Genomic DNA, 23406 nt, shown 5'->3' on the forward strand with positions numbered 1-23406 from the left:
ATTACCTTATATGTAATTTAGAAATGTGTAATTAAGGTATCTAAAGACTAGAGCCTCGCACATAAACATACAATTAGGCGAACTCGAAAAGGAATCCATTATGTTTAACTCAACTGTATCTAAAACTCTTAAAGTTTCTTTACTTACTGCTGTAATGCTTGGTGTTAGTGCAACCGCTCATGCTGATAATACTTTAATCACTGATGTAGCTAAAAACATTGAGCAGAATATCTCATCACAAATGCAAGAGATGATTAATTCAGCACAAACCGAATTAAGTCTTTCTATCCAGTCACAGATGTCTGAATTGATGTTCGATATGGACGCAGAGCAAGAGCTTGCTAACAAGCAAAAAGCGACAGAGCAAAATGAGCAAGCATTGGTAACAACAGCTATAACTAAGGACTAATTATGTGGTTCTTTGCTCAGTTTATTGCAATGTTACTGTTACCGATTATTAGTTTAGTCATGTTTGCTTGCTTGGTGTGTTCACTGGAATGGCACAAATTGGAAGATTAAAAACAAGGGAGTTTGAAATGGTTAATTTTGTTGAACGTTTAAAAGATCCTCGCTCGATGGTATGTGGCGTAACTGCCGCGATGGCTGATAAGTTTGAGTGGTCTTGCATGTGGACCCGAGTGGTATGTGCAGTAGCGATATTTTGTAATCCTGCAATGGGATTATTAGTCTACTTTGTATTAGCTTTGGTATTACCTAAGTGGCAAAAGCCTTGCTGATGAATTGCTCTAATAATGAAAACGAGGATACTCATATGCAAATTGAACCCTCCAACCGTTATCAAGCAAGTCGCAAACTTTGTAGTGATAATATTAGATTAAAGCGGATGCTATCCGGTATTTTACTAGCATCCGCATCTAGCAACTGATTAAGTTTAACCTTTTCTGTTTAGCGCTTTAAAAATGCAGCGAATCGCGCTTTAGCCTCATCACTTGCTAGTCTTTGCTCAAATTCCAGCAATTCTTTTTCCATCTGCTTACGAACATCTTTTCTGTTATAGCGAATTAATTTTTTAGTTGTTTGCAATGAGATTGGTGGCAGTGAAGCTAATTGATGTGCACGTTTCAGGGCGTAATCAAAAATCGTATCGCTGGCGATAATCTCATTTATGAGGCCAAATTCATGCGCTGCATTAGCATTAAAGCTTTCACCAAGCATTAATAGTTCACTGGCTTTGGCTTGGCCAACAACTTGCGGTAGTAATAGGCTCGCACCAGCCTCAGGAACAAGTGCTAGTTGCACAAAAGGAAGTTGAAATTTAGCGCTATTATCAGCGTAAACTAAATCGCAATGTAGCAGCATGGTTGTGCCAATTCCTACTGCTGCACCAGTCACTGCGGCCACAACCGGTTTTTGCAGATCTAATAGGCAAAAAAGAAAACGAAAAGCAGGATGATCTGCGCCTAAGCCACTATTTTGTAGAAAGTCAGCGACATCATTACCAGAGGTGAAACAATCTGCTTGGCCACGAAACATAAAGGCTCGAATTTCATTGTCCGACTCGCCTTGGATAAGGTATTCTGTTAGCTGTGTATACATTTGTAGGTTAAGCGCATTGCGTTTATCCGGGCGATTAAACGTAATGACCCTTACGCCATTGTCGTCCCTAACTTGAATCGTGCTCATTCGTTATGTCCTCATTCTGCGAATTGGGTTTACATGGAGTTTATGACATTGAAACGAATATTCAAACAACTGTTTAACATCGGCCTGTTAAGTTGCCTTTCATTCACAACCATGGCGCAGGTGGTACTTGTTGATGGCTACGTACGTGCTATGCCGGCCACCGTACCAAATACCGCAGCCTATCTCACTTTAGAAAATCATGGCGCAGCCACTCGCTTAGTCGCCGTTGAAGCACCTTTTGCCAAAGAAGCCCAACTCCATACGTTGATTGAAGAAAATGGCATGATTAAAATGCGCCAAGTGCCAGGCTTTGATATAGACTCTCATGCAAGCTTAATTCTGTCTGAATCTGGAAATCATATTATGTTGATGGGATTACTGTCGCCTTTAGAGGTGGACTCTAGTGTTGCTATGAAATTGAAGTTTGCGGATGGCACAGAGCAAAAGATTAATCTGCCGGTGAAAAAGCAAGCCAGCACAAGTGATACAGAACATCACCATCATCACCATTAAGGAGTAAATACGATGCAAGTGACATGGAAAAAGGTCTTGGCCGCGATAGCAGTCGTGTTCTTTATTGGTTATTTGATTAGCATTTGGTGGAGCGTTGAGCCTGATCCTATTGAACAAACCGTTTATAGCCAAGAGAACAGCCAGCAAGTGGTTGGTTATGCTACTACTACTTCACTTATTTTGACTGTTGAAGCGCTGTTAGATAAGTCGGGGGGATGGCTTTCTAACGATGTCACACCACCGTCAATCTTTATGGATAATATGCCTGCATTCGAGTTTGGTGCTATTGAGCAAGCCCGTGACTTGGCGTTAATTATGCGTAAAGAATTTAGTCGCTCACAATCGCAATCAACGGCGGATAAAGATTTATTAGCTGCGCACTCAAAACTTAATATTGAGCATACAAGCTGGTTGGTGCCAAGCGCTGAAAGTGAGTATCGCGATGCAATTAAGTTACTCAAGCTTTACCGCGCTCGCATGATGGCAACTGAAAATGCAGATGCACAGTTTTATGCGCGTGCCGACAACCTTAACGAGTGGCTTAAAGAGGTGCAAAAGCGTTTAGGCAGCATGTCACAGCGCCTATCGGCAAGTGTTGGTCAAGAACGTCTAAATACAGACTTATCAGGTGATAGCTCTGCTAGGCAGTCAACGCCAGGTTTTGGTATGCAAGAGATCAAAACCAGCTGGTGGGAAATTGATGATGTTTTTTATGAAACGCGCGGCGCGACATGGGCACTGCTTAACTTCATGAAAGCAATTGAAGTTGATTTTGCTGACGTATTACAAAAGAAAAATGCTCAAGTTAGTCTGCGTCAGATTATTCGTGAGCTAGAAGAAACACAACAACCTGTATGGAGCCCAATGATCCTTAATGGTTCTGGGTTTGGGGTTGTCGCTAATCACTCTTTGGTGATGGCAAACTACATCTCCCGCGCAAATGCTGCGGTTATCGATTTAACTAACTTATTGACTCAAGGTTAACTATGAAAAAGACGTTATTGGCGTGTGCACTATTAGGTTCTTTGGTGGGCACTTCAGCTCAAGCTGCTACTGTCGTCGGCTTTAAAGTCGGTGGTGATTATTGGAAAGCTGATACTAGTGGTACTTTTGCTGAAAGAGGTAAGGCTCAGCAAGAGTTTAACTATGACTCATCTTCTCAAGGTAGCATTTGGGTTGCGGTTGAGCACCCAATTCCATTAGTGCCAAATGTTAAGATCAGACAAAACAGTCTAGATGCCGATGGCAAGATGAGTGATGCTGATTTCATTTTTAACGAGCATAACTTCCAAGGTGATGTGAACGCTAATGCTGACTTGAGCAATACTGATTTCGTGCTTTATTACGAGATTTTAGATAACGATATCGTATCTCTAGATTTAGGTGCTGCTTACAAAAAGATGGACGGTCACTTCCGTGTGTCAGACGCAGGTCACCCAGAAACTAAGAATATCGATAGCGGTATCGTAATGGGTTATATCGATGCGCAAGTTGGTATTCCAGGCTTAGGTCTATACGGTTTTACTGACATCATGATGGGTGTTGATGAGTCTAGCGTATATGACTACTCACTAGGTCTAGGTTGGAACTTTGATGGTACTGCACTAGATTACCGCATCCGCGCTGGCTACCGTGACTTCAAATTTGATGTAAACGGCTTTGATGGCGTGACGGCTGATATGCAGTTTAAAGGCTACTTTGCTGGTTTAGAACTAGTATTCTAATTCAATAGAGCATGATTGATAGCTGCGGTAAATTTATCGCGGTTATCAGATATAAAAAAACCGCCAATTGGCGGTTTTTTATTGCTTTAAAAGCGGGCTTAACAAGTCGGCTTAGTTAGCTGTTGGAGCAACAAGGCCGTTGTTAATTGATGCAATGTCATCTTCATTCAATGTACCAGCAGCTTGCTTAAGCGCTAGAATTGAATTGATGTAGCCATAACGTGCATCAGATAGCTTACGCTTTGAATCGTAAAGATCACGAGTACGGTTTAATACGTCAACAATAGTACGAGTACCTACTTCAAAACCTGCTTGAGTTGCTTTTAGTGCACTCTCTGAAGAGATCACTGATTGCTCGTAAGCACGGATTGAGCTGATTGAAGCACCGACGTTGTTAAAGTTATTACGTACATCTTTAACCACTTTACGGTGAGTCTGTTCTAGCTTCTCGCTTGCTTCAACGTATTGGTATTGCGCTTGGTTAACTTGCGACGATACCTTGAAGCCTTCGAAGATTGGAATGCTTAGTGTAACGCCAATTGTACCATTATCGTAGTCGTTACCGGGCTCTTGCTCAATGCCTTTATTGTAACCTGCATTTAGGCTAAGTGATGGCATATGACCGGCTTTGTATAGTGTAATGGTTTCTTCAGCGATATCTTTACCAATACGAGTTGTCATTAGATCAACGCTATTGGTTTCAGCCATTTTGATCCAGTCTGTAGAAGATGCTGGTGCAACCGCTGTTGCAGAGAATCGGTTAGTATCAAGGATGTTGATGCTCTTATGATCAATACCTGTGATTTCACGTAGTGCTTCGTAGCTATTAGCGAGAGTATTTTCAGCTAAAATCTCAGTCGCATTGGCTAAGTCATACTGAGCTTGTGCTTCATGTACGTCAGTAATCGCGGTTAAGCCTACTGCAAAACGTTGCTTAGTTTGTTCTAACTGGCGTTCAATCGCACGCTTTTCTGAGCCTTGAAACTCATAGTTATCTTTGGCTGTTAGTACATCAAAGTATGCGTTAGTTACGCGAATAATCAGGTTTTGCAGCGCAGATGCATAAGCAGAATCTGCTTGAGATGCTGCTTTCTCCGCTAGGCTTAAGCCAACCCACGCACTGTGATCGTAGATAACTTGATTTAAGGTAACGCCACCAACAATACCGCTTGAATCTTCGCTTGGATCATTCCATGCTTTGTCATAACCAACATTTGCACTGATGGTTGGTAGTAGCGGTGCACGGTTTTCTTCAATCTGTTCGTATAACGCGTCACGCTGGGCTTTAGCTTGAAGCGCAACAGGATCACTCGTTAATGCTTGTTGATATATTTGAAGAAGGTCATCAGCATGAGCAACTTGCGCTGTCGCAGCAAGGGTCAGTGCGGCACATAGAGAACGGATCTTGAATTTCATTTGCTGTCCTTTTAGACAAAATTCTCCATTGAGGAGCGAATTTAACTTGTTATGTTTAGCTATGCCTTACATATAACAAAAAGTAAGACGGTTTGCGCTTCCCGACGCTTCCCAATACATCTAAACTTAGTGGGTTAAATAGTAAAAACCTACAAATTCTAAGTCAACTCAGAAGTGTAACAGTTTTTAATGCATATGATTAGTACAGCTTTCATCATAGTATTAATATTTCTATTTGACTTTATTGTGGCATAAATACCTTTATAAACAAGTATGTTTAGGACATGAAATGAACAGCACTTTTAATCGTGATGACGTCGAGCTTTTGAGCAAGAAAAACTTGTATAAAGGTTTTTTTAAAATGGAAGAATATCGCTTCAAACATCGGCTATTTGCGGGCGGTTGGAGTGACGTTGTTACCAGAGAAGTTTTCGAGCGCGGCCATGCCGTGGTGGTGTTGCCCTATGACCCTGTCACAGACCAAGTGGTGCTAATTGAGCAAATTCGCATTCCTGTGCTTGAGACTGCAGTGACACCATGGATGTTTGAGCTAGTTGCAGGCATGATCGATAAAGGCCAAACATCAATTGATGTGGCTCACCGCGAGTTGCAAGAAGAAACAGGGCTTAGCGCTAAAAGCGTGACAAAAGTGAATGAATATTTTTCAAGTCCAGGCGGAACCAGTGAGCGTTTTGATTTCTATTGGGCTGAGATTGATGCTGCTGATGCGAATGGGCTTCACGGTCTTGATGCTGAAGATGAAGACATTCGCGTACATGTATTAAGCCGTGAGGCTGCCTATCAAATGGTGGTTGATGGTAAGATTGATAACGCATCAACAGTGATCGGTGTACTTTGGTTGCAACTTAATTATCAAAATATCGTCAAACAAGTCGCGCAGCCGGTTAAGTAATAGAGTTAGTCATAGCTAAAGTGTTGGAATTTAAGTTTTGTCGAATGTCGTGTTAAACAGTAGAAACAAATATCAGCCTAACGTGAGTCAGTTTTTGGCACTTTGCGGACGCAACTATATGCATATTCAGCGTTGGTTAACGCTTGAGCCTAGTGAGGGCAAGCAGTGGCGGGTAAAAGGCGAATTTGGCCAACTTGATGTTTGTTTATTAGAGAATACTAAATATACGCAGCTTGTGCAGATTTCACGCTGTGTGGGGAACCATCAGTTAGTGTCAACTCCTAAGGTTTCTGTGCGCATTTATCACGATGCTAAATTAGCAGAAGTGTTAACTAGTCAACAGATTTACCAATTGCGACCAGTGTATGATTATCCAAATATGCATATGCATCACCGGGATGAAAAGTACCAAGTCAATGCTTTTCTAGAAGAGTTATTAAAGATTGATAACTTAACTAAATTTGTTAGTTGATCTGATTATTGGGTAATTAATTTGCTAAAAGCAGCTATCTCTTATTCAATTTCTGAAGCGAAAAGTGTGCGAATTGTGCAAGTCACAGATCCACATCTGTTTGCTGATCCTGAAGCGCAGTTGCTTGGTGTCAATACAGCTCAAAGTCTTGCGGCTGTGCTCAATACTATCTCCGCGGTGAACTATCCTGCCCACTTTATGCTGGCAACAGGCGATATTAGCCAAGACTATTCAATTGCCTCATACCATAACTTTGTCGATGCCGTTAAGCCGTTAGGAATGCCTTGCCATTATCTTCCTGGTAATCATGACGACCCGCGTATTATGAATTTACATATGCAGGGGGCTAACATGTTTGGCCAAAAACGCATTTTAGCGGGAAATTGGCAGATCATTATGCTCGACTCGACGGTGCGTGGTCGCCCTGGCGGACACATGTCAGACGCTGAGCTTGAATTAATTGAAACTGCGATTGCTGCAGAGCCAGAACGTCATACGCTATTGGTTATGCATCACAATCCCATTTTGGCCGGTTGTGCATGGCTAGATCAGCACTGTATGGATAATGGCGAAGACTTTATTGCGCAAGTGGCTCAATATCCACAAGTGAAAGGCTTGTTGTGGGGGCACATTCATCAAAATATTGATACAAACCATCAAGGTCCGCATGGTTTGATTAAACTAATGGCTACGCCCTCGACTTGTATTCAGTTTAAACCTAAGTCACCTTATTTTGCCTTAGATGCACTGCAACCGGGATACCGTTTGCTGGAGCTTAAATCCGATGGTAGCATTCTGACTAATGTTTACCGGGTGCCGGGTGAAACATTCTCTCCCGATAAAGATGCAGGCGGTTACTAGCTAAAATACAGCCGCAGTGTGAGGAAATATGCTGCTATATATACATGGATTTAATAGTTCCCCCTTGTCAGATAAAGGTGTGATCACCGCGCAATATATAGCGCAGCATCACCCAGAACTCCATTTTCAGCAGCCGCAGTTACCCTGTGAACCTTTAAAGGCCATGGAGTTACTTATCGCTATTGTTGAAAAAGCCAAAGCAGCAGGGGAGCCGCTGACCTATATTGGTTCATCATTAGGCGGCTATTTCGCCAGTTATTTAGCAGAAACCTATGGCGGACGCGCAGTTTTAATTAATCCTGCGGTAAAACCGTTCGAACTGTTTGATGAATTCATTGGCACTCAGTACAATCCCTATACGGATGAAACCTACCAAGTCGTTGCTGAACATAAGCTGGACGTCGCGCGCTACAATACGCCCGCAATATTAAATCCCGATCGCTTTTATGTACTTTTACAAACAGGCGATGAAGTGCTCGACTACAAACAAGCCGTGCAGAAATATCACTGTTGTAAGCTATTAATAGAACCTGATGGCGACCATAGTTTTATAGGCTATGAACACCAATTAGCTTCTATCTGTGAATATCTGTTTTCTTGACAAATAGACCCGTAGGGCCGCAACATGGCCTGAATAACAACATAATATGTGTGCCATGACAAACCAATACACCTCAGATGCTATTGAAGTCCTGAATGGACTTGACCCGGTAAAACGTCGCCCCGGTATGTATACCGACACCACCCGTCCAAACCACTTAGGGCAGGAGGTCATAGACAATAGTGTCGATGAGGCATTAGCTGGTCACGCCAGTCGAATTGACGTGATTTTACACGCCGATAATTCACTGGAAGTGATAGATGACGGTCGTGGTATGCCGGTGGATATTCACCCTGAAGAGGGGATCCCTGGTGTTGAACTTATTCTGACTAAGCTGCATGCCGGTGGTAAGTTTTCTAATAAAAACTACCAGTTCTCTGGCGGTCTTCACGGTGTGGGGATCTCGGTTGTAAACGCGCTTTCAAGCCGTGTTGAAATTACTGTTCGCCGTAATGCTGAAGTTTATGAAATGGCTTTTGAGCATGGCGAAAAAGTTGAGGATTTGCGTGTTACTGGCACCTGTGGTCGCCGTAATACCGGTACCAGCGTACATTTCTGGCCTGACGCGAGTTATTTCGACTCTGGCAACTTCTCTATTTCTAAGCTGGTGTATTTGCTTAAGGCCAAAGCGGTGCTTTGTCCGGGGCTGCGCATTAAGTTTGTTAATAAGCAAACTAACGAAACCCAAGAGTGGTTTTATGAAAGCGGCCTAGAAGATTACCTTAAATCATCTGTAAACGGTGTGCCAACGCTGCCAGAAGTGCCATTTGTTGGCAGCTTTGCCGGCAACTTAGAGGCTGCAGACTGGGCGATTACTTGGCTACCAGAAGGTGGCGACTACCTTAACGAAAGTTATGTAAACCTTATTCCTACACCACTTGGTGGTACTCATGTTAATGGCTTCAGACAAGGTCTGCTTGAGTCTATGCGTGAGTTTTGTGAATTCCGCAATCTTATGCCGCGCGGAATAAAGCTAACCCCAGAAGATATTTGGGACCGAAGCACTTTTATCTTATCGATTAAGATGCAAGACCCGCAGTTTGCTGGCCAAACCAAAGAGAAACTTTCCAGCAGGCAGTGCGCTGCATTTGTTTCAGGTATCGTGCGTGACGCGTTCAGTTTGTGGCTCAATACTAACACTGAGCAAGCTGAAGCATTAGCCGACATGTGCATCAATAATGCGCAAAAACGTTTAAAAGCGGCGAAAAAAGTAGCGCGTAAACGTATTACATCAGGCCCGGCATTACCGGGTAAGCTAACCGATTGCAGCGGCCAAGACCCAATGCGCGGCGAGTTATTCCTAGTGGAAGGTGACTCTGCGGGTGGTAGTGCCAAGCAGGCACGCGATCGTGAATTCCAAGCGATTATGCCGCTGCGTGGTAAGATTTTGAATACTTGGGAAGTTGATGCTTCACAAGTACTTGCATCGCAAGAAGTACACGATATCTCGGTGGCGATAGGCTGTGATCCTGATAGCAGTGATATTTCAGAATTACGCTACGGCAAAATATGTATTTTAGCCGATGCTGACTCGGACGGTTTGCACATTGCTACCTTGCTTTGTGCGTTGTTTATGAAGCACTACCGAGTGCTGGTTGAGCAAGGCCATATCTATGTTGCCATGCCACCACTGTTCCGGATCGATATCGGTAAAGAAGTATTCTATGCCCTCGATGAGGCAGAGAAAGACGGCATTCTAGATAGAATTGCCGCAGAAAAACGGAAAGGAAAAGTCCAAGTAACACGATTCAAAGGATTGGGCGAAATGAATCCGCTACAACTACGTGAAACGACGATGGATCCAAATACGCGTCGACTAGTGCAATTAACCATAGATGATGCCGATGACACTATGGCACTTATGGATATGTTACTGGCCAAGAAACGCTCTGGAGACAGAAAAACTTGGTTAGAAACTAAGGGTGATCTCGCCCAGCTCTAGTCGGCAATTTGTGATTACAAATCAGACTAAAAGAATAATAATGACGTTTGAAAACTATCGAAATCAAATAGCTGTATGGATATCGCTGTTTTGCGCTCAGTTAGTTTTTAGCTGGAACGCGCTAGCAGCTGATCCAATGATGATTACTGTTTCTAAAGGTTTTGGCTTAACTTTGTATGCCTCTAACTTGGGGGATGCAAAACAGCTTGCTGTAGGAGACAAGGGTACCTTATTTGTTGGCTCTTTTCGTGAAGGCACGATTACCGCGTTAGTCGACGCTGACAATGATGGCCGAGTGGATAAGCGCTATGTTATCGCTAAGGGCTTGGATTACCCTGAAGCCATCGCATTCCACGAAGGTGCATTATATGTTGCTGAAGATGAGCGCATTTTACGTTTCAACCAAATTGAGTCGCGACTAAAAAGACCTGGCAGGCCGAAAGAGGTTTATAACAGCTTGCCTGGCAAAGCAAAAAAGAGTCGCCGAGCAATGCGCTTTGGCCCTGATGGACGCCTATATGTTGCTATTGGTGCGCCTTGCAACGTGTGTGAGGCAGAAGCGCCATACAGCAGCATTATTGCGGTTGATGTGAATACTCGAGAGAGTGAGCAAATCGTCACTGGCGTACGTAAGGTGTTGGCTTTTGATTGGTCGGTTAACGAGCAGCAACTTTGGTTTGCTGATAATGGCCGCGATTGGATGGGGGATCATTTGCCACCGGATGAGATCAATAAAGTGGATGTGGTCGGTAGTCATTTTGGATTTCCTTATATTCATGCTACCGATATTATCGAGCCGGCATATGAAAAGCCTAAAAACTTAAAAGTTGTTGCGCCTAATTATGAGTTACCGGCACATGTAGGGGCCAAAGGCCTGCACTTTTATCGTGGCACCCAGTTCCCTGAGCGTTTTCATAATCAAATGTTTGTTGCCGAGAATGGCTCATGGAATCGTTCCAGTAAAGTGGGCTATCAAGTAGTCATGCTTACAATTGAAAACGGTCAAGTTAGTCAACGAAGTACCGTTGTTAGTTTTCTCGACGGAGAGTTTCCCGTCGCTAGACCATATTCGTTGGTCACGGCACCGGATGGTGCCATGTATATATCTGATGATCTAAAGGGCAATATATACCGTTTGTTCTATAAAGACTCAGCGAAGAATCAGTCACAGGATAACGATTAATGAGTGATGCGATAGATTTAAGCCTTGATGGCGTAGAGCAAATGCCTCTGCGCCGCTTCACGGAAGAGGCATATCTGAACTATTCCATGTATGTCATCATGGACCGTGCATTGCCGCATATTGGCGATGGACTCAAACCGGTTCAGAGACGTATTGTCTACGCCATGAGTGAGCTTGGCTTATCTGCTCAATCTAAGCATAAGAAATCAGCACGTACCGTCGGTGATGTACTGGGTAAATACCATCCCCATGGTGATAGCGCCTGTTACGAAGCTATGGTGTTGATGGCTCAGCCGTTTTCATATCGCTACCCATTGGTAGATGGTCAAGGTAACTGGGGCGCGCCAGATGATCCTAAGTCATTTGCGGCAATGCGTTATACCGAGGCGAGATTATCTAAATTTTCGGAAGTACTGCTAAGTGAGCTTGGCCAAGGTACGGTTGATTGGGGCGTTAACTTTGACGGCACCATGAAGGAGCCGCTGGTTTTACCTGCACGCCTACCGCACATTTTGCTTAATGGTATTACCGGTATTGCAGTTGGTATGGCAACCGATGTTCCTCCTCATAACGCTAAAGAGCTTGTTGGTGCTTGTGTTGAGCTACTTGATAATCCAAAGGCAGATCTTCCACGTTTAATGGAGTTTGTGCCTGGCCCTGATTACCCGACAGAAGCTGAGATTATTACCTCTAAAGCGGATATCGCTAAGATCTACCAAACAGGCCGTGGCTCGATTAAGACCCGCGCTGTTTATACTGTTGAGAACGGTGAAGTCGTGATTACCGCGCTGCCGCATCAAGCGAGTGGCGGTAAGATTTTAGAGCAGATCGCTAATCAAATGCAGGCGAAGAAGTTACCTATGGTAACGGATCTACGCGATGAGTCAGATCATGAGAACCCTGTACGGATTGTTGTCGTTCCGCGTTCTAATCGCGTTGACTGTGACCAGATGATGGCGCACTTATTTGCTACAACAGATCTAGAAAAAAGCTACCGCGTTAACCTAAACGTACTTGGGTTAAATGGCCGTCCTCAAGTTAAAGGCTTATTGCAGCTACTAACTGAGTGGCTAGAGTTTAGAATGACTACGGTTAAGCGCCGTTTAGAGTTCCGTTTAGACAAGGTGCTGTCACGCTTACATATTCTTGATGCGTTAATGATCGCCTTTTTGAATATTGATGAAGTGATAGAGATCATTCGTTATAACGACGATCCCAAAGCTGAATTGATTAGGCGTTTTGATTTATCGGATAAGCAAGCTGACGCGATCTTAGATTTAAAATTACGTCACTTAGCCAAGCTTGAAGAGTTTAAGATTAAAGCTGAGCAAAGCGAATTAGAAGCCGAGCGTGATAAGTTACAGCTATTGCTAAGCTCTGAGCGCCGTATGAAGACGCTGATCAAAAAAGAATTGCTCAAAGATGGCGAAGACTATGGTGACGCACGTCGTTCACCATTAGTTGAGCGAACAGAGTCAAGAGCACTTACTGAGCAAGAACTGGTACCTGCAGAATCAGTGACTGTTGTGCTATCTGAAAAAGGCTGGGTGCGCAGCGCTAAAGGCCATGATGTTGATGGTCAAAATCTATCTTATAAAGCGGGCGATAGTTTCTTACGTTCAGCGCAGGGCCGCAGTAATCAGCCAAGTGTATTTATCGACACTTCCGGCCGAGCTTTTGCAACAGATACACATACTTTGCCGTCCGCCCGTTCTCAGGGCGAGCCGATCACTACGCGCTTTAATTTAGCCCCTGGTGCAACGATGGAGCACGTTTTACTGTCTGATGAAGAGCAGTGCTACCTACTAGCTTCTGATGCTGGCTACGGCTTTATCTGCGCTAATAAAGACATGGTATCGCGTAACAAAGCGGGTAAAGCGCTATTGAGCTTGCCGACTAATGCCAAGGTGTTGCTGCCAAGAAAGGTGGATAAGTCGAAACCAAGTTCGATATTAGCCATTACTAATGAAGGTCGCATGTTGCTGTTCTCACTTGATGCATTGCCGCAATTGTCTAAGGGTAAGGGTAATAAGATTATCGGTATTCCGACTGAGCGCGCTAAGAATCGTGAAGAGTGGTTACTGCACTTGAATGTGATCCCTGAAGATATGTCAGTGACCTTATGGGCTGGCAAACGCAAGCTAACATTAAAGCCTAGCGATTTAGAGCATTATCGCGGTGAACGCGGCCGTCGTGGTGCTAAGTTGCCACGTGGCTTGCAACGTGTAGATAGCGTTGAGCTTGGTGACGGTGAGCCAGTGGTTTAAGTTAATACAAACCGAAATAAAAAATGCAGCCAAATGGCTGCATTTTTATTGGAAGTCGCTAAATTATTGAGGCCACTTATGCTGGCCGACATTTAATACTGATTGTATTAAGCAACTTCGTAAAAGTTGGGCTCGATATCAACTTGCTTCTGGATGATTTGTGTTGCCATCTTGGCGCATTTACCGCATTGGTCAGCAACTCCAAGTCGCTTTTTAACATCGGCAAGTGACATATCGCCTTGGCTAACAGCTTCTTTGATTTGCGTATCAGTAATTGCGTGACATAGACAAACGTACATGAAATATCATCTCTAAATCGAACATAGCCCGAAGTATAAATGAAAATAATTCTCAATGCTAATAACTGCTGAATATAATTATTGGCTAATTCAATTACCGCAGTTATTAAAAAGCGTGCCTATATCACGCTTTGCTGATATTTGCGCTCGGCGTCAGTATTCACCTTAATTTTTGTTAAATCAGTTTGCAGCTAAAGCTATTGTTGCAGCAAACCGCATAGGGGTTATGCCAATCCGTATTAGTAGTTGATCTAACAAGAGCGCTTTTTGGCAAACTAATTTAAGGCGATTAGCTGAAATAATGGCTATTGCCTCATCTCGCTGAACGCACAAATCTTTATACTGAATTGGTATTAGTATCCGCGTTCAAAATGGACTCTATGAGACAGTTTTTCGCCTTTAATCCATTTGTGAAAGTTTTCAGAAAAGATTTCCACCACTTGTTCTGGAAAACTAGGGGCAGCAATATGCGGAGTGATTACCACATTATCTAACGACCAAATTGGGTGTTCTTCAGGTAACGGCTCTTGGTTGAATACATCTAAAATGGCTTGCTGCTCAGGGTGTTTAATAAGCTGCAAATATAACGCGTCCAAATCGAGCACATCACCGCGTCCCAGGTTGAATAACACAACTTCTTCTTTTAAAAGCGATAAGGTTTGTGGATTTAACGCCCCTTTGGTTTCTGGTGTACTCGGTAAAATACTCGCTACGGCATCGGCGCGGGCCAGGTAATGGGTTAAGTTAGCTAAGGTATCGACTTCATCAAAGCCGCGAGTGGGTTTCGCGCCGCGATTAATGCCAATCACATGCATGCCGAAATGCTTGGCGGTTTGCGCAATATGTTTAGCGATAGAGCCGGTGCCGAGTAACAGTAAGGTTTGGCCTTGAAGCGTCTTAAAACTGCCTGGTAACCAGACTTTTTGGTCTTGCTGAGTTTTATATTTTTTATGCTCACGTTGATAGGCGAGCAGGTAACCAAACAAGTACTCACTCATCAGTGGGCCAAAAATGCCCCTAACATTGGTGAGTTCATAATCTTTGCGTTGTCTTGGTTTAACCAGCGCATCAACGCCAGCAAAGGTTGACTGCATCCATTTCAAGTTAGCGGCGTGAGGCAGTAAAGGTGCAGCAAGCTTAGGCTCTGCTAGCCAGATATCGGCATTAAATATCCCCTGAGGATCGTCATCTAATATGATGGTATCTGGCAGGTGACACGAATTTAATAGTTGGCGATAGCGCTCATTCTCTCTGGTGAGCAAGAGTAACTTGTGTCCCATACTAACTCCCTTTATTCTACATTTACCTGAGATTTAACTTACTGAAAAATGTCTGACTTTATTACTAAGCTCATTGCGTTGTTAAACTATTTAGGCGGATTTATCGCCCCATGGCTTACCGAAGTCGCAACAGCCATTATAGCTTGTTGTTTGGTTGTTTTTGGCGCTGACATAAATCGTTTTTTACGCCGTTACTTTGCTGGTCGCTCATTTTTATTGCGCACGCTAATCTTTGTTATCGTCAATGCTTTCGGCTACGGCCTAATCATTATTCATTTAAGCCCATTGTTGGCGCAATATATGGCAAAAATACCAGCCCACTGGCTGTTTGTATTAGTCGTTGCCATTTTCTTCGCGATAGGTAGCTGGGCGCAACGTAATAGGCAAGTTTAAATAGCGATTATATTGATTGATATAAACCCTAAGCTGCTAATTTCAGTCTAGTTTATATTGCTGGCTTTGCGCAAATATAGTCACTAGCTAACCGAATGTTAGCTACAAATGCTAGTTATAAAAGCTGGCTATTAAAGCTTAACCTAAATGCTGGATAGCTCTATCAGGGTAGTTGGTAAATATGCCATCAACACCCATGCGTTTTAGCATATCCTGATCCTCAAGATTATCGACGGTATAAACATACACTTTGGCACCGCGCTGGTGGGCATCATCCACCATTTCTTGGGTAGTGAAACTCAGTCCTAGATGGATTGAATAGGCGTCGAGCTGAGTCACTATAGCCGCTAAGTCGAGTGGTACGCCCTCTATCAATGGGGCGATAAAAGCATTTGGGTATTGCTGTTTGAAACTGGCTAAAAATCTATGATTAAAAGACGAGATAAGTAGCTTTTCTGCCGTGTAATCAAGTTCGCTAATCAGTGTTGGGTAAAGTGCGATAAATGCATCGAGGCAGCCAAGACCTTTTAGTTCGATATTAACTAAGGTGTTATGAGGACGAAGTAATTGCAATACCTGCATTAAGGTTGGTATTGGCTCACCATCAATGCTTAGCTGTTTTAACTGTGCTTTAGTCATCGTTTCAATTAGACCAAAGCCAGTGCTTTTAGGCTCTAGCCGTCTATCATGAAACACATAAAGCTCATCTTCTACCAGATGAATATCGAGCTCAACCGCAGTCGCACCTAACTCTATCGACTTGGCAAAAGCGGCCAAGCTATTTTCAGCAACGTAGCCGCTAGCTCCGCGGTGAGCAAAAATCTTCATAATGGTCCCATTTAGCTTAAGTTAGCTTCTGATTAGGTTTTGTACGTCTTTACTTTGGCTTGATGACAAATGCACTTCAAGCTGAGGGTATGCCAGTACTAAGTTATTTTCATTTAACTTCTTAGTGATCTGCTTATGCAATTTGTGCTTTAACGGCCAGCGAGCGCCCATATCTTTGGCGTAAGCTCTGACTTCAAAGTCTTGAGTGTGTTGACCAAAGCCTGCAAACCAGACTTCTGGCTCTGGTGAAAGTAGGGCATCATCGCACTCTTGTACGGCTTGATACAGCGCGGCTTCAACACGTGCAGGATCAGAATCCCTCGCAACCGAAACATAGACGATCACACGAGTAATTGGATCGGACAGTGACCAGTTGATCAATTGCTCGGTAATAAAGGCCTTGTTTGGCACGATGATCTCTTTGCGATCCCAGTCAACAATGGTGGTGGCGCGGATCTGAATTTTACTCACTGTACCTGTTAGATCGCGTATGGTGACGGTATCGCCAATGCGCACAGGTTTTTCAAACAGGATGATTAAGCCTGAGATAAAGTTAGCGAAGATCTCTTGTAGACCAAAACCTAAGCCAACCGATAAGGCGGCAACTAGCCATTGTAGCTTTGACCATTCCATCCCCAATGTTGAGAAACCGCTTAATACACCAAACAATACAACTAAATAGCGGCTTACCGTGGTTAAAGCAAAGCCTGTACCTTGGCTTAAATCGAGTCGTTGTAAAATCGTTAGCTCAATCAGGCCGGGCAAGTTGGTGGCGATCATCATCGAGAAACCGACAATAATCAACGACAGTAATAAAGACTTCAGCGTGATTGGCAGTTGCTGCTCAATACCATTAACCGTGGTGTTACTCGACCATAAAGTCACGCCATCAAGTAATGAAAATAGTGCTGTATGGGTCTGAGTCCAAAGGCCTACAATACTGGCTAAAAACGCCAGCAATAAAAGCGAGCGAACTAAGCCTAAAGACTGGCTTGAGATTGTTTCTAGATCAACGATAGGCTCTTCATAGGTATCAGTTTGATCGCCAACACTAACTTCACCTTTTTCACGTTGCGCCAATACCTCAGCACGTTTTGCTTTAGCACGCTCAAAGGCAATTCGACGCCGTTCTATTAGCATCCAACGTTTGATTAGGTGATACAGCAATAAAAAGCCTAAACCAAAGACTAAAGAGAGTTGTAGCTGTAAGAACATTTGGAATGCGGTGTAGTAGTAACCTTGGAATGCTAGCACCGCGCAGGCAACAGGCATAATAATCAGCATTGCCCACAATAACTTTTGAATGAGCTTCTTATTTTTGCTGTGCTCTTCTGTTGTTTGCTTGTTGGATAAACTGAGCATGTCTTTGTAGAACCAAAACAGCATCAAACAGAAAATAATAAACGCACCACGGCCAAGACTGTTACGCACCAGTGAGGTGTCGATGATTTCGGTAAAGGCCATAATCGCAAAGAATGGTGTTGCCATTAGGGTAAACTGTTTAAAGCGTACTTGGCCTGAACGTACTAGGCTTTGTGGCGCTTTAAAGTGGTTTATTAGCAAGCCTCTGTCTAATGCTAGCAAGAAGATAAAGCGATAAAGCTGGTACAAGATCCCTGAGGCTAAGATCCCCATACCAACAGCCGACACGAAGTTGTGGCTAGATTGATAGAAAATCACCCCTGCTAACACAATAGGCAGTGGCTTAAGCAAACTGTAGCCAAATGAGTTTATTAATACGTGGAAAGTATAAATAAACTTATCTTGGGTAACGTTACCCACAAATGGAAGCTCTCGGCGCATAGCCGATTTAAATCTTGGGGTTAAAATATCTTGCGCCAGCATACTGACCACAAACAAGATCAACCACCAAGACCAAAGCGTACTTTGTTCATCAAAGGAGCTTTGCATCTGGCTCCAAGGTGCTTGTTGTAGCATCCATTGAATACTTTGATGTAAGTCTGTGATCCATAAACTGCCGATGCTATTAGCGTTCGGTACCCAGAAAAGGTGTTCGTTTAGAATGCTTTTCAGGGTGAGGTATTGCTGATTTAGCTGCTCATAGCTCACTCTTAGATCTGCTAGTTCACTTAAGTATTGATCGTAGCTTTGAATAAGCTGTTGTAATAGCAATGCCTGAGAAGATAACAACTTAGCTTGTAATGAGTCACTGGCCCCCATTTCTGTTACTAATTGGCTATTAAGCGTTTGCGCCTGCTCGATTTGATATCGGGCTAATCGGGTGTTTGCTATTTCACTTTGCACCGGATCTTGACTAGGAGGCTTAGGCAAGGCTTGGAGCATTTGTAAAAAGCGCTCACCAAAAGCCGAGTTTAGTTTGATCCAACCTATTTGCTGCTGAATAGTGGTTAGCTGCTTAGCTTGGGCTTGATATTGGGCTTCAGCTTGTTCTTGCTGGCCTAAGGTTTGGCTAATTTTATGATTTAACTGCTTAAGGTTCTCACCATAAATTAAGTTGTTGTCGCTTAGCTCTTGTGCGATAGGATCATAATTCTTATCGCTTGGTAATAAGCTGCCAGCTATCGCGGCTTCAGTTTGAGCTTGCCTTTGCTTAACCACTTGTTGGTTTAAGTGCTCAATTAATAATTCTTGTTGGGCAAGTTGCTCGCGCACCAATTTTAGCTGTAGTTGATTTAAATCAATCTCTTTTTGACTGCTGGCTAACAACGCCTCCAGCGTAGTCACGTGTTGCTGATAAAGCGCACCTTGAGCAAGTAATATCTGTTCGGCAATAGTTTGCTCGTTAGAAATGCGGATCTTTTTATGCTTTTGTAATGTTGCACGAGCTTCGACTAATGCGTCAGGCAGGGCGTTATGAGACTTAATTAAGCCATTTATTTTTTGGCTTAGACTAATCTCAACTTCTTTTAATTCAGATAAGCGCAGGTAAGCCAGTGAAGCTTGTTGATTGATATCTTGCTGTGGAGAGGCGGTTAAACCTTGCTTAGCTTCTTCGATTTGCGCTAATAAGTTTTGCTTGTGCTCGTTATAGTTACGTAGCAAATCTTGAGCATTGGTCGCAGTTAATACTAAATCATTGGTTTTTTCCTGCAACAAGGTTAACTGCTCTTGTGGCGTTGATTCAGTATTTGTTGGTGAAAGGCCTAAGCGTTTTTCAATTTGCAGCGGATTAGCGCTGGCGGAGGCGACAAATAAACACAGGACAAGCAATAAAAAACGATACATGGTAAGAGTTTGAGCAAGCAAAAAAGACTTACTCATAGTAGCCAAGTTATCGAGATAAATAAATCGCTCTAAGCAGTCTTTTTTACGCTATTTGATCTGTGACTTTGTTGGGTTTCAAATAAGGCGGTTACAACAACTAAAGTCCCGCCAACAATAGTGTTGAGCGCTAAATCCTCACCCAGTAAAAACAGTGCTAAAACGGCGCCGTAAAAAGGCTGTAAGCAAGAGACTAAGCCGACGGTTTTTGCACTTAATAATCTAAGAGCTGAAGTGAATAATGCGTGTGGCGCAGCGGTAAATACCACCCCCAACAATATGATAAGCCACCATACATTTTGCTCTATGCTACTAAGTTCTACATTCAGCCAAGGGGCAAGAAAAACAACAGCAACAGAGGTTTGATAAAGCATGGCTTGTTGACCACTATATGCAGAGAAGTAACGTTTATGCAGTAGGTTACGAGCAGTAAATAGTGCGGCTGATAAAATACCAATCGCAATACCTAGAGTGACATCATTACCTAGACTTGCTTCAGGGATTAATAAAGCCACACCAATTAATACCGCAATACCGCTGATAACATCGGTTAATTTCAGCTTAGTTTTGGTCACTATGGGTTCGATTAAAACCGTCATTACCGGATAAGTGAAAAACGCGATCATGCCAATTGCTACTGATGACAACTGCATTGAGGCAAAGTAGGTAACCCAGTGTAGGCTGACTATAACGCCTAGCCCGATGGCAATGAGGTAATCTTTGGTTGCACTAAGACGGATAGATTGTTTGCTGAGCTTTACGATAAGTGCCAGCACGGTAGCAGCAACCACGCAGCGAAGCAGGGTGATATCGAGTGCGCTAAGAGGGATAAGCTTGGAGAATAACGCGGTACCACCAAATAGTAGTACCGCGAAGTGAAGTTCTAACAGCCCTGTTTTTTTACTGTCCATGCAGTCCTTGAGAAATTAATCTTCTATTTTGGCAAAAGGCTGACCCATACGAGTCACGCTTTTTGGCTCCACTCCATCAGCAAATTCATCTAGTGCATCTTTGGCAAATAGCATTACCACTGTGCTACCTAGCTTGAAGCGGCCCATTTCAGCGCCTTTCTCTAGAGTCAGTGCATTTGGACCTTCAGTTGGGTAGTCCCAAGTGAATACCTTTTTACCTGTTGGTGGCGTAACTGTGCCTGCCCATACAGTTTCGATGCTAGCAACGATTGTTGCACCCACTAATACCATTGCCATTGGGCCAATTTCTGTTTCGAAAATTGCCACAACACGTTCGTTACGTGCAAATAAACCTGGAACGTTTTCAGCAGTTAACGGGTTAACAGAAAACAGTTCGCCTGGCACGTAAGTCATTTTAGAAAGTGTGCCTTTAATTGGCATATGAATACGGTGGTAGTCTTTTGGTGCAAGGTAAATTGTTGCAAAGTCACCGCCTTCAAAACGCTTAGCATCATCTGCTTGATCGCCTAATAGCGCAAGTGAAGAATAGTCATGCCCTTTAGCTTGAAAAATACGACCTTCTTTGATTGGACCAAGTTGACTAACTGCGCCATCTACTGGGTGCACGATATAGTCTTTGTCATCACATAGTGGACGCATGCCAGGCTTTAACGCGCGGGTAAAAAAGTCGTTAAATGTGCGGTATGCGCTTGCTTCTGGCTCAGCCGCTTCGCTCATATCGATTTTATATTGCTTGATAAACCAGTTGATAGCTGCAGTGGTTACAGAGCCCATTTCAGCGGCTGCTAGTTTGCCCACAAGACGAGAAAGTAAGTGCTTTGGCATAATATATTGCAGAGCAATTTTAACTTTATCCAATTTGAATATCCTTTAATCTTCACCCACACAGAGGTGTTGTCTATTTATAGTAAAGCTACTGGCTGATTTTAGTTAATTTGGCCGTTTAGTAGCTTATTGATTAATTGTGTTTTACCGCAGTATTACAACTATTCGTCGGGGCCAGCTCTAAAGTGACGAGCATGTCTTTGCTCATCTAAGCTGGCAATAATACGATGGTAATTATTGTATCTGTCTTCGGTGATCTCACCGGCTTTAAATGCTTCGGTAATCGAGCATCCAGGGTCGTTTAAGTGTTTACAGTCTCTAAACTTACAAGTACCTAGGTAGTCTCTGAATTCAATAAAGCACCAGCCCACACGATCAGCCGGTAAGTGCCATAATGCAAATTCACGTACACCTGGAGAGTCAATTAAATCACCACCAGTGGCGATATGCAGCAGTTTTGCGGTAGTAGTGGTGTGCTGCCCAAGACCTGAGTTTTCAGAAATATCACCGGTAATAAGTTCTGCATCTGGCATCATGGCGTTAATCATCGAAGATTTACCTACACCAGACTGGCCAACAAATACGTTCACCTTGTCGTTCATTAGTGCATGAAGCTGCTCAACACCTTCGCCAGTTTTGCTACTGACTCTATATACCTGATAGCCAATTGCTTGGTAACGCGCTAATGCCGCATCAATTTCAGGGGCTTCTTCTGCAGTAATTAAGTCTACTTTGTTTAAGATGATAATAGGCTCAATACCCGTATCCTCAGCAGCAACAAGGTAGCGGTCAATAATTTGAGTTGTAAACGCAGGTTTTACTGAGGTCACAATCAAAATTTGATCAATATTGGCAGCAATGATTTTAACGCCATCATATAAATCTGGGCGAGAAAGTTGTGAGTGCCTTGGATGAACGGCTTCAACCACGCCTTCAATGCGGCTTGCACCAGATTCACTAGTTAGTGCTAAACGCACAATCACTTTATCACCGGTGACTAGGCTTTTAATATTGCGGCGGATATTACAGCGAGCAAGATGGCCGCCATCGGTTTCAACATCTGCATGTTGACCGAAACGGGAAATAATGGTGCCTTGCTGCTCAGGACCTAACGTACTGTCTTGTAAGTCAGTAGTCGCGCCTGCATCGTGGCTCTGTAATTTCTTTTTTTGGTTGGTCCGCATTCTGCGTAATTGACCATGGCTTAGCGGTTTCTTTTTACTCACGTATTAGTCTTCAATGATAAAGGTGATTTTGTGTTGCTTAAAAAAGCAGTATGATACACGGTCTTAAACAAAAAAGCCTGAATTTAGGCTAACAGGAATAACAGGTCCCTTTATGGCTATAGATGAAAACAATCTGATTTGGGTCGATTTGGAAATGACAGGATTAGAGCCTGCCGTTGATAAGATTATAGAAATGGCCACAATCGTTACAGATAAAGAGCTAAATATTATCGCTCAAGGCCCGGTTATTGCGATTCATCAATCTGATGAACAGTTAGCATTAATGGATGACTGGAACCAAAAACATCATGGTGAGTCAGGCTTAATTGATCGCGTAAGAGCAAGTACTGTTACTGAAGAGCAAGCGATTAAAGAGACTATTGCGTTTTTATCGCAATATGTTCCAGCTGGTGCCTCACCAATGTGTGGTAATAGTATTGGCCAAGATCGCCGCTTTCTAAATCGCTACATGCCAGAGCTTGAAGATTACTTTCATTACCGAAATATCGATGTGAGTACAATTAAAGAACTAGTTCGTCGTTGGGAGCCAACAGCAATGGAAGGCTTTAAGAAAAAGAATACTCACCAAGCATTGCAAGATATCGAAGAATCTATCGCCGAATTGCAGTTTTATCGAGCTAAAGTATTTACTATTTAACCAATCAGTCAGATTATTTAAAAGAAAGGGTTGCAGAGTAGGAAATTTTTCATATAATGCGGCCTCAACTTTTCGCTAAGCGCCAAACTTAGTGACTAGTAATTAAAAGTTGAAATGCGACATTAGCTCAGTTGGTAGAGCGATACCTTGCCAAGGTATAGGTCATCGGTTCGAACCCGATATGTC

23 protein-coding genes are annotated in these 23406 nt (G+C 43.2%); 14 read left to right on the forward strand and 9 right to left on the reverse strand.

The window, feature by feature from the left end; all coding sequences use genetic code 11:
- Nucleotides 1–100 precede the first annotated feature (100 nt).
- Together MSG37_RS18005 and MSG37_RS18010 are read left to right on the forward strand one after the other, a co-directional pair.
- The gene (locus tag MSG37_RS18005; RefSeq protein ID WP_248472053.1) at nt 101–409 is read left to right on the forward strand and encodes a hypothetical protein; all 309 of its coding nucleotides are present in this window, start codon (nt 101–103) and stop codon (nt 407–409) included.
- Nucleotides 410–536: 127 nt separating this feature from the next.
- Nucleotides 537–737, forward strand: a complete 201-nt coding sequence (locus tag MSG37_RS18010) for a PspC domain-containing protein (RefSeq protein WP_248472054.1) — start codon at nt 537–539, stop codon at nt 735–737.
- Nucleotides 738–906: 169 nt separating this feature from the next.
- Here the strand turns inward: MSG37_RS18010 and MSG37_RS18015 are convergent, their stop codons facing one another.
- Nucleotides 907–1644, reverse strand: a complete 738-nt coding sequence (locus MSG37_RS18015) for an enoyl-CoA hydratase-related protein (RefSeq protein WP_248472055.1) — start codon at nt 1642–1644, stop codon at nt 907–909.
- A gap of 33 nt (nt 1645–1677) precedes the next feature.
- On the opposite strand from MSG37_RS18015, the gene MSG37_RS18020 reads away from it, so the two are divergent.
- Genes MSG37_RS18020 through MSG37_RS18030 form a run of 3 tightly spaced genes read left to right on the forward strand, consistent with a single transcriptional unit; the run spans nt 1678 to nt 3881 of the window.
- A complete protein-coding gene (locus tag MSG37_RS18020) occupies nt 1678–2157 on the forward strand; it encodes a copper chaperone PCu(A)C (RefSeq protein WP_248472056.1) in 480 nt (159 codons plus the stop codon).
- A gap of 12 nt (nt 2158–2169) precedes the next feature.
- Entirely contained in the window at nt 2170–3141 is a 972-nt protein-coding gene (locus MSG37_RS18025; protein ID WP_248472057.1) for a DUF2333 family protein, read from the forward strand.
- A gap of 2 nt (nt 3142–3143) precedes the next feature.
- Nucleotides 3144–3881 carry a TIGR04219 family outer membrane beta-barrel protein gene (locus MSG37_RS18030; RefSeq protein ID WP_248472058.1) on the forward strand — a complete coding sequence of 246 codons (738 nt, stop codon included), beginning with the start codon at nt 3144–3146 and terminating at the stop codon, nt 3879–3881.
- 111 nt (nt 3882–3992) lie between these two features.
- Here the strand turns inward: MSG37_RS18030 and tolC are convergent, their stop codons facing one another.
- The gene (gene tolC / locus MSG37_RS18035) at nt 3993–5297 is read right to left on the reverse strand and encodes an outer membrane channel protein TolC (protein WP_248472059.1); all 1305 of its coding nucleotides are present in this window, start codon (nt 5295–5297) and stop codon (nt 3993–3995) included.
- A 289-nt stretch (nt 5298–5586) separates the two neighbouring features.
- Between tolC and nudF the strand changes: the two genes are divergently transcribed.
- The 7 genes from nudF to parC are packed head-to-tail and all read left to right on the forward strand — an operon-like array spanning nt 5587 to nt 13536.
- Entirely contained in the window at nt 5587–6210 is a 624-nt protein-coding gene (gene nudF / locus MSG37_RS18040) for an ADP-ribose diphosphatase (protein ID WP_248472060.1), read from the forward strand.
- A 37-nt stretch (nt 6211–6247) separates the two neighbouring features.
- Nucleotides 6248–6682 carry a DUF1249 domain-containing protein gene (locus MSG37_RS18045; RefSeq protein ID WP_248472061.1) on the forward strand — a complete coding sequence of 145 codons (435 nt, stop codon included), beginning with the start codon at nt 6248–6250 and terminating at the stop codon, nt 6680–6682.
- Nucleotides 6683–6703: 21 nt separating this feature from the next.
- A complete protein-coding gene (cpdA, locus tag MSG37_RS18050; protein WP_248472062.1) occupies nt 6704–7543 on the forward strand; it encodes a 3',5'-cyclic-AMP phosphodiesterase in 840 nt (279 codons plus the stop codon).
- Between the two features lie 28 nt (nt 7544–7571).
- The gene (locus MSG37_RS18055) at nt 7572–8144 is read left to right on the forward strand and encodes a YqiA/YcfP family alpha/beta fold hydrolase (protein WP_248472063.1); all 573 of its coding nucleotides are present in this window, start codon (nt 7572–7574) and stop codon (nt 8142–8144) included.
- A 55-nt stretch (nt 8145–8199) separates the two neighbouring features.
- Nucleotides 8200–10086 carry a DNA topoisomerase IV subunit B gene (parE, locus tag MSG37_RS18060; protein WP_248472064.1) on the forward strand — a complete coding sequence of 629 codons (1887 nt, stop codon included), beginning with the start codon at nt 8200–8202 and terminating at the stop codon, nt 10084–10086.
- Nucleotides 10087–10126: 40 nt separating this feature from the next.
- Nucleotides 10127–11269 carry a PQQ-dependent sugar dehydrogenase gene (locus MSG37_RS18065; protein WP_248472065.1) on the forward strand — a complete coding sequence of 381 codons (1143 nt, stop codon included), beginning with the start codon at nt 10127–10129 and terminating at the stop codon, nt 11267–11269.
- Complete coding sequence (gene parC / locus MSG37_RS18070) at nt 11269–13536, forward strand: DNA topoisomerase IV subunit A (protein WP_248472066.1); 2268 nt, start codon at nt 11269–11271, stop codon at nt 13534–13536. The genes MSG37_RS18065 and parC overlap by 1 nt, the downstream gene beginning before the upstream one ends.
- Nucleotides 13537–13643: 107 nt before the next feature.
- Here the strand turns inward: parC and MSG37_RS18075 are convergent, their stop codons facing one another.
- Together MSG37_RS18075 and MSG37_RS18080 are read right to left on the reverse strand one after the other, a co-directional pair.
- Nucleotides 13644–13835, reverse strand: coding sequence for a bacterioferritin-associated ferredoxin (locus MSG37_RS18075; RefSeq protein ID WP_248472067.1), 192 nt, complete (start codon nt 13833–13835; stop codon nt 13644–13646).
- A 353-nt stretch (nt 13836–14188) separates the two neighbouring features.
- Nucleotides 14189–15115, reverse strand: a complete 927-nt coding sequence (locus MSG37_RS18080) for a D-2-hydroxyacid dehydrogenase (protein ID WP_248472068.1) — start codon at nt 15113–15115, stop codon at nt 14189–14191.
- Nucleotides 15116–15163: 48 nt separating this feature from the next.
- Here MSG37_RS18080 and MSG37_RS18085 point away from each other — a divergent pair, with 48 nt between their 5' ends.
- Nucleotides 15164–15508 carry a DUF3392 domain-containing protein gene (locus MSG37_RS18085; RefSeq protein WP_248472069.1) on the forward strand — a complete coding sequence of 115 codons (345 nt, stop codon included), beginning with the start codon at nt 15164–15166 and terminating at the stop codon, nt 15506–15508.
- A gap of 138 nt (nt 15509–15646) precedes the next feature.
- Here the strand turns inward: MSG37_RS18085 and MSG37_RS18090 are convergent, their stop codons facing one another.
- The 5 genes from MSG37_RS18090 to rsgA form a co-directional block, all read right to left on the reverse strand.
- Nucleotides 15647–16336, reverse strand: a complete 690-nt coding sequence (locus MSG37_RS18090) for a glycerophosphodiester phosphodiesterase family protein (protein WP_248472070.1) — start codon at nt 16334–16336, stop codon at nt 15647–15649.
- Nucleotides 16337–16357: 21 nt separating this feature from the next.
- Nucleotides 16358–19543, reverse strand: a complete 3186-nt coding sequence (locus MSG37_RS18095; RefSeq protein ID WP_248472076.1) for a mechanosensitive ion channel domain-containing protein — start codon at nt 19541–19543, stop codon at nt 16358–16360.
- A 68-nt stretch (nt 19544–19611) separates the two neighbouring features.
- Entirely contained in the window at nt 19612–20490 is an 879-nt protein-coding gene (locus MSG37_RS18100; RefSeq protein WP_248472071.1) for a DMT family transporter, read from the reverse strand.
- 15 nt (nt 20491–20505) lie between these two features.
- Nucleotides 20506–21369 carry an archaetidylserine decarboxylase gene (asd, locus tag MSG37_RS18105; protein WP_248472072.1) on the reverse strand — a complete coding sequence of 288 codons (864 nt, stop codon included), beginning with the start codon at nt 21367–21369 and terminating at the stop codon, nt 20506–20508.
- Nucleotides 21370–21497: 128 nt separating this feature from the next.
- The gene (gene rsgA, locus MSG37_RS18110; RefSeq protein ID WP_248472073.1) at nt 21498–22562 is read right to left on the reverse strand and encodes a small ribosomal subunit biogenesis GTPase RsgA; all 1065 of its coding nucleotides are present in this window, start codon (nt 22560–22562) and stop codon (nt 21498–21500) included.
- A 112-nt stretch (nt 22563–22674) separates the two neighbouring features.
- Here rsgA and orn point away from each other — a divergent pair, with 112 nt between their 5' ends.
- Nucleotides 22675–23220: an oligoribonuclease gene (gene orn, locus MSG37_RS18115; protein WP_028766399.1), complete on the forward strand. Its 546-nt coding sequence runs from the start codon at nt 22675–22677 to the stop codon at nt 23218–23220.
- The last annotated feature ends 186 nt before the right edge of the window (nt 23221–23406 follow it).

Source organism: Shewanella sp. 1CM18E (assembly GCF_023161665.1).
GTDB lineage: Bacteria > Pseudomonadota > Gammaproteobacteria > Enterobacterales > Shewanellaceae > Shewanella.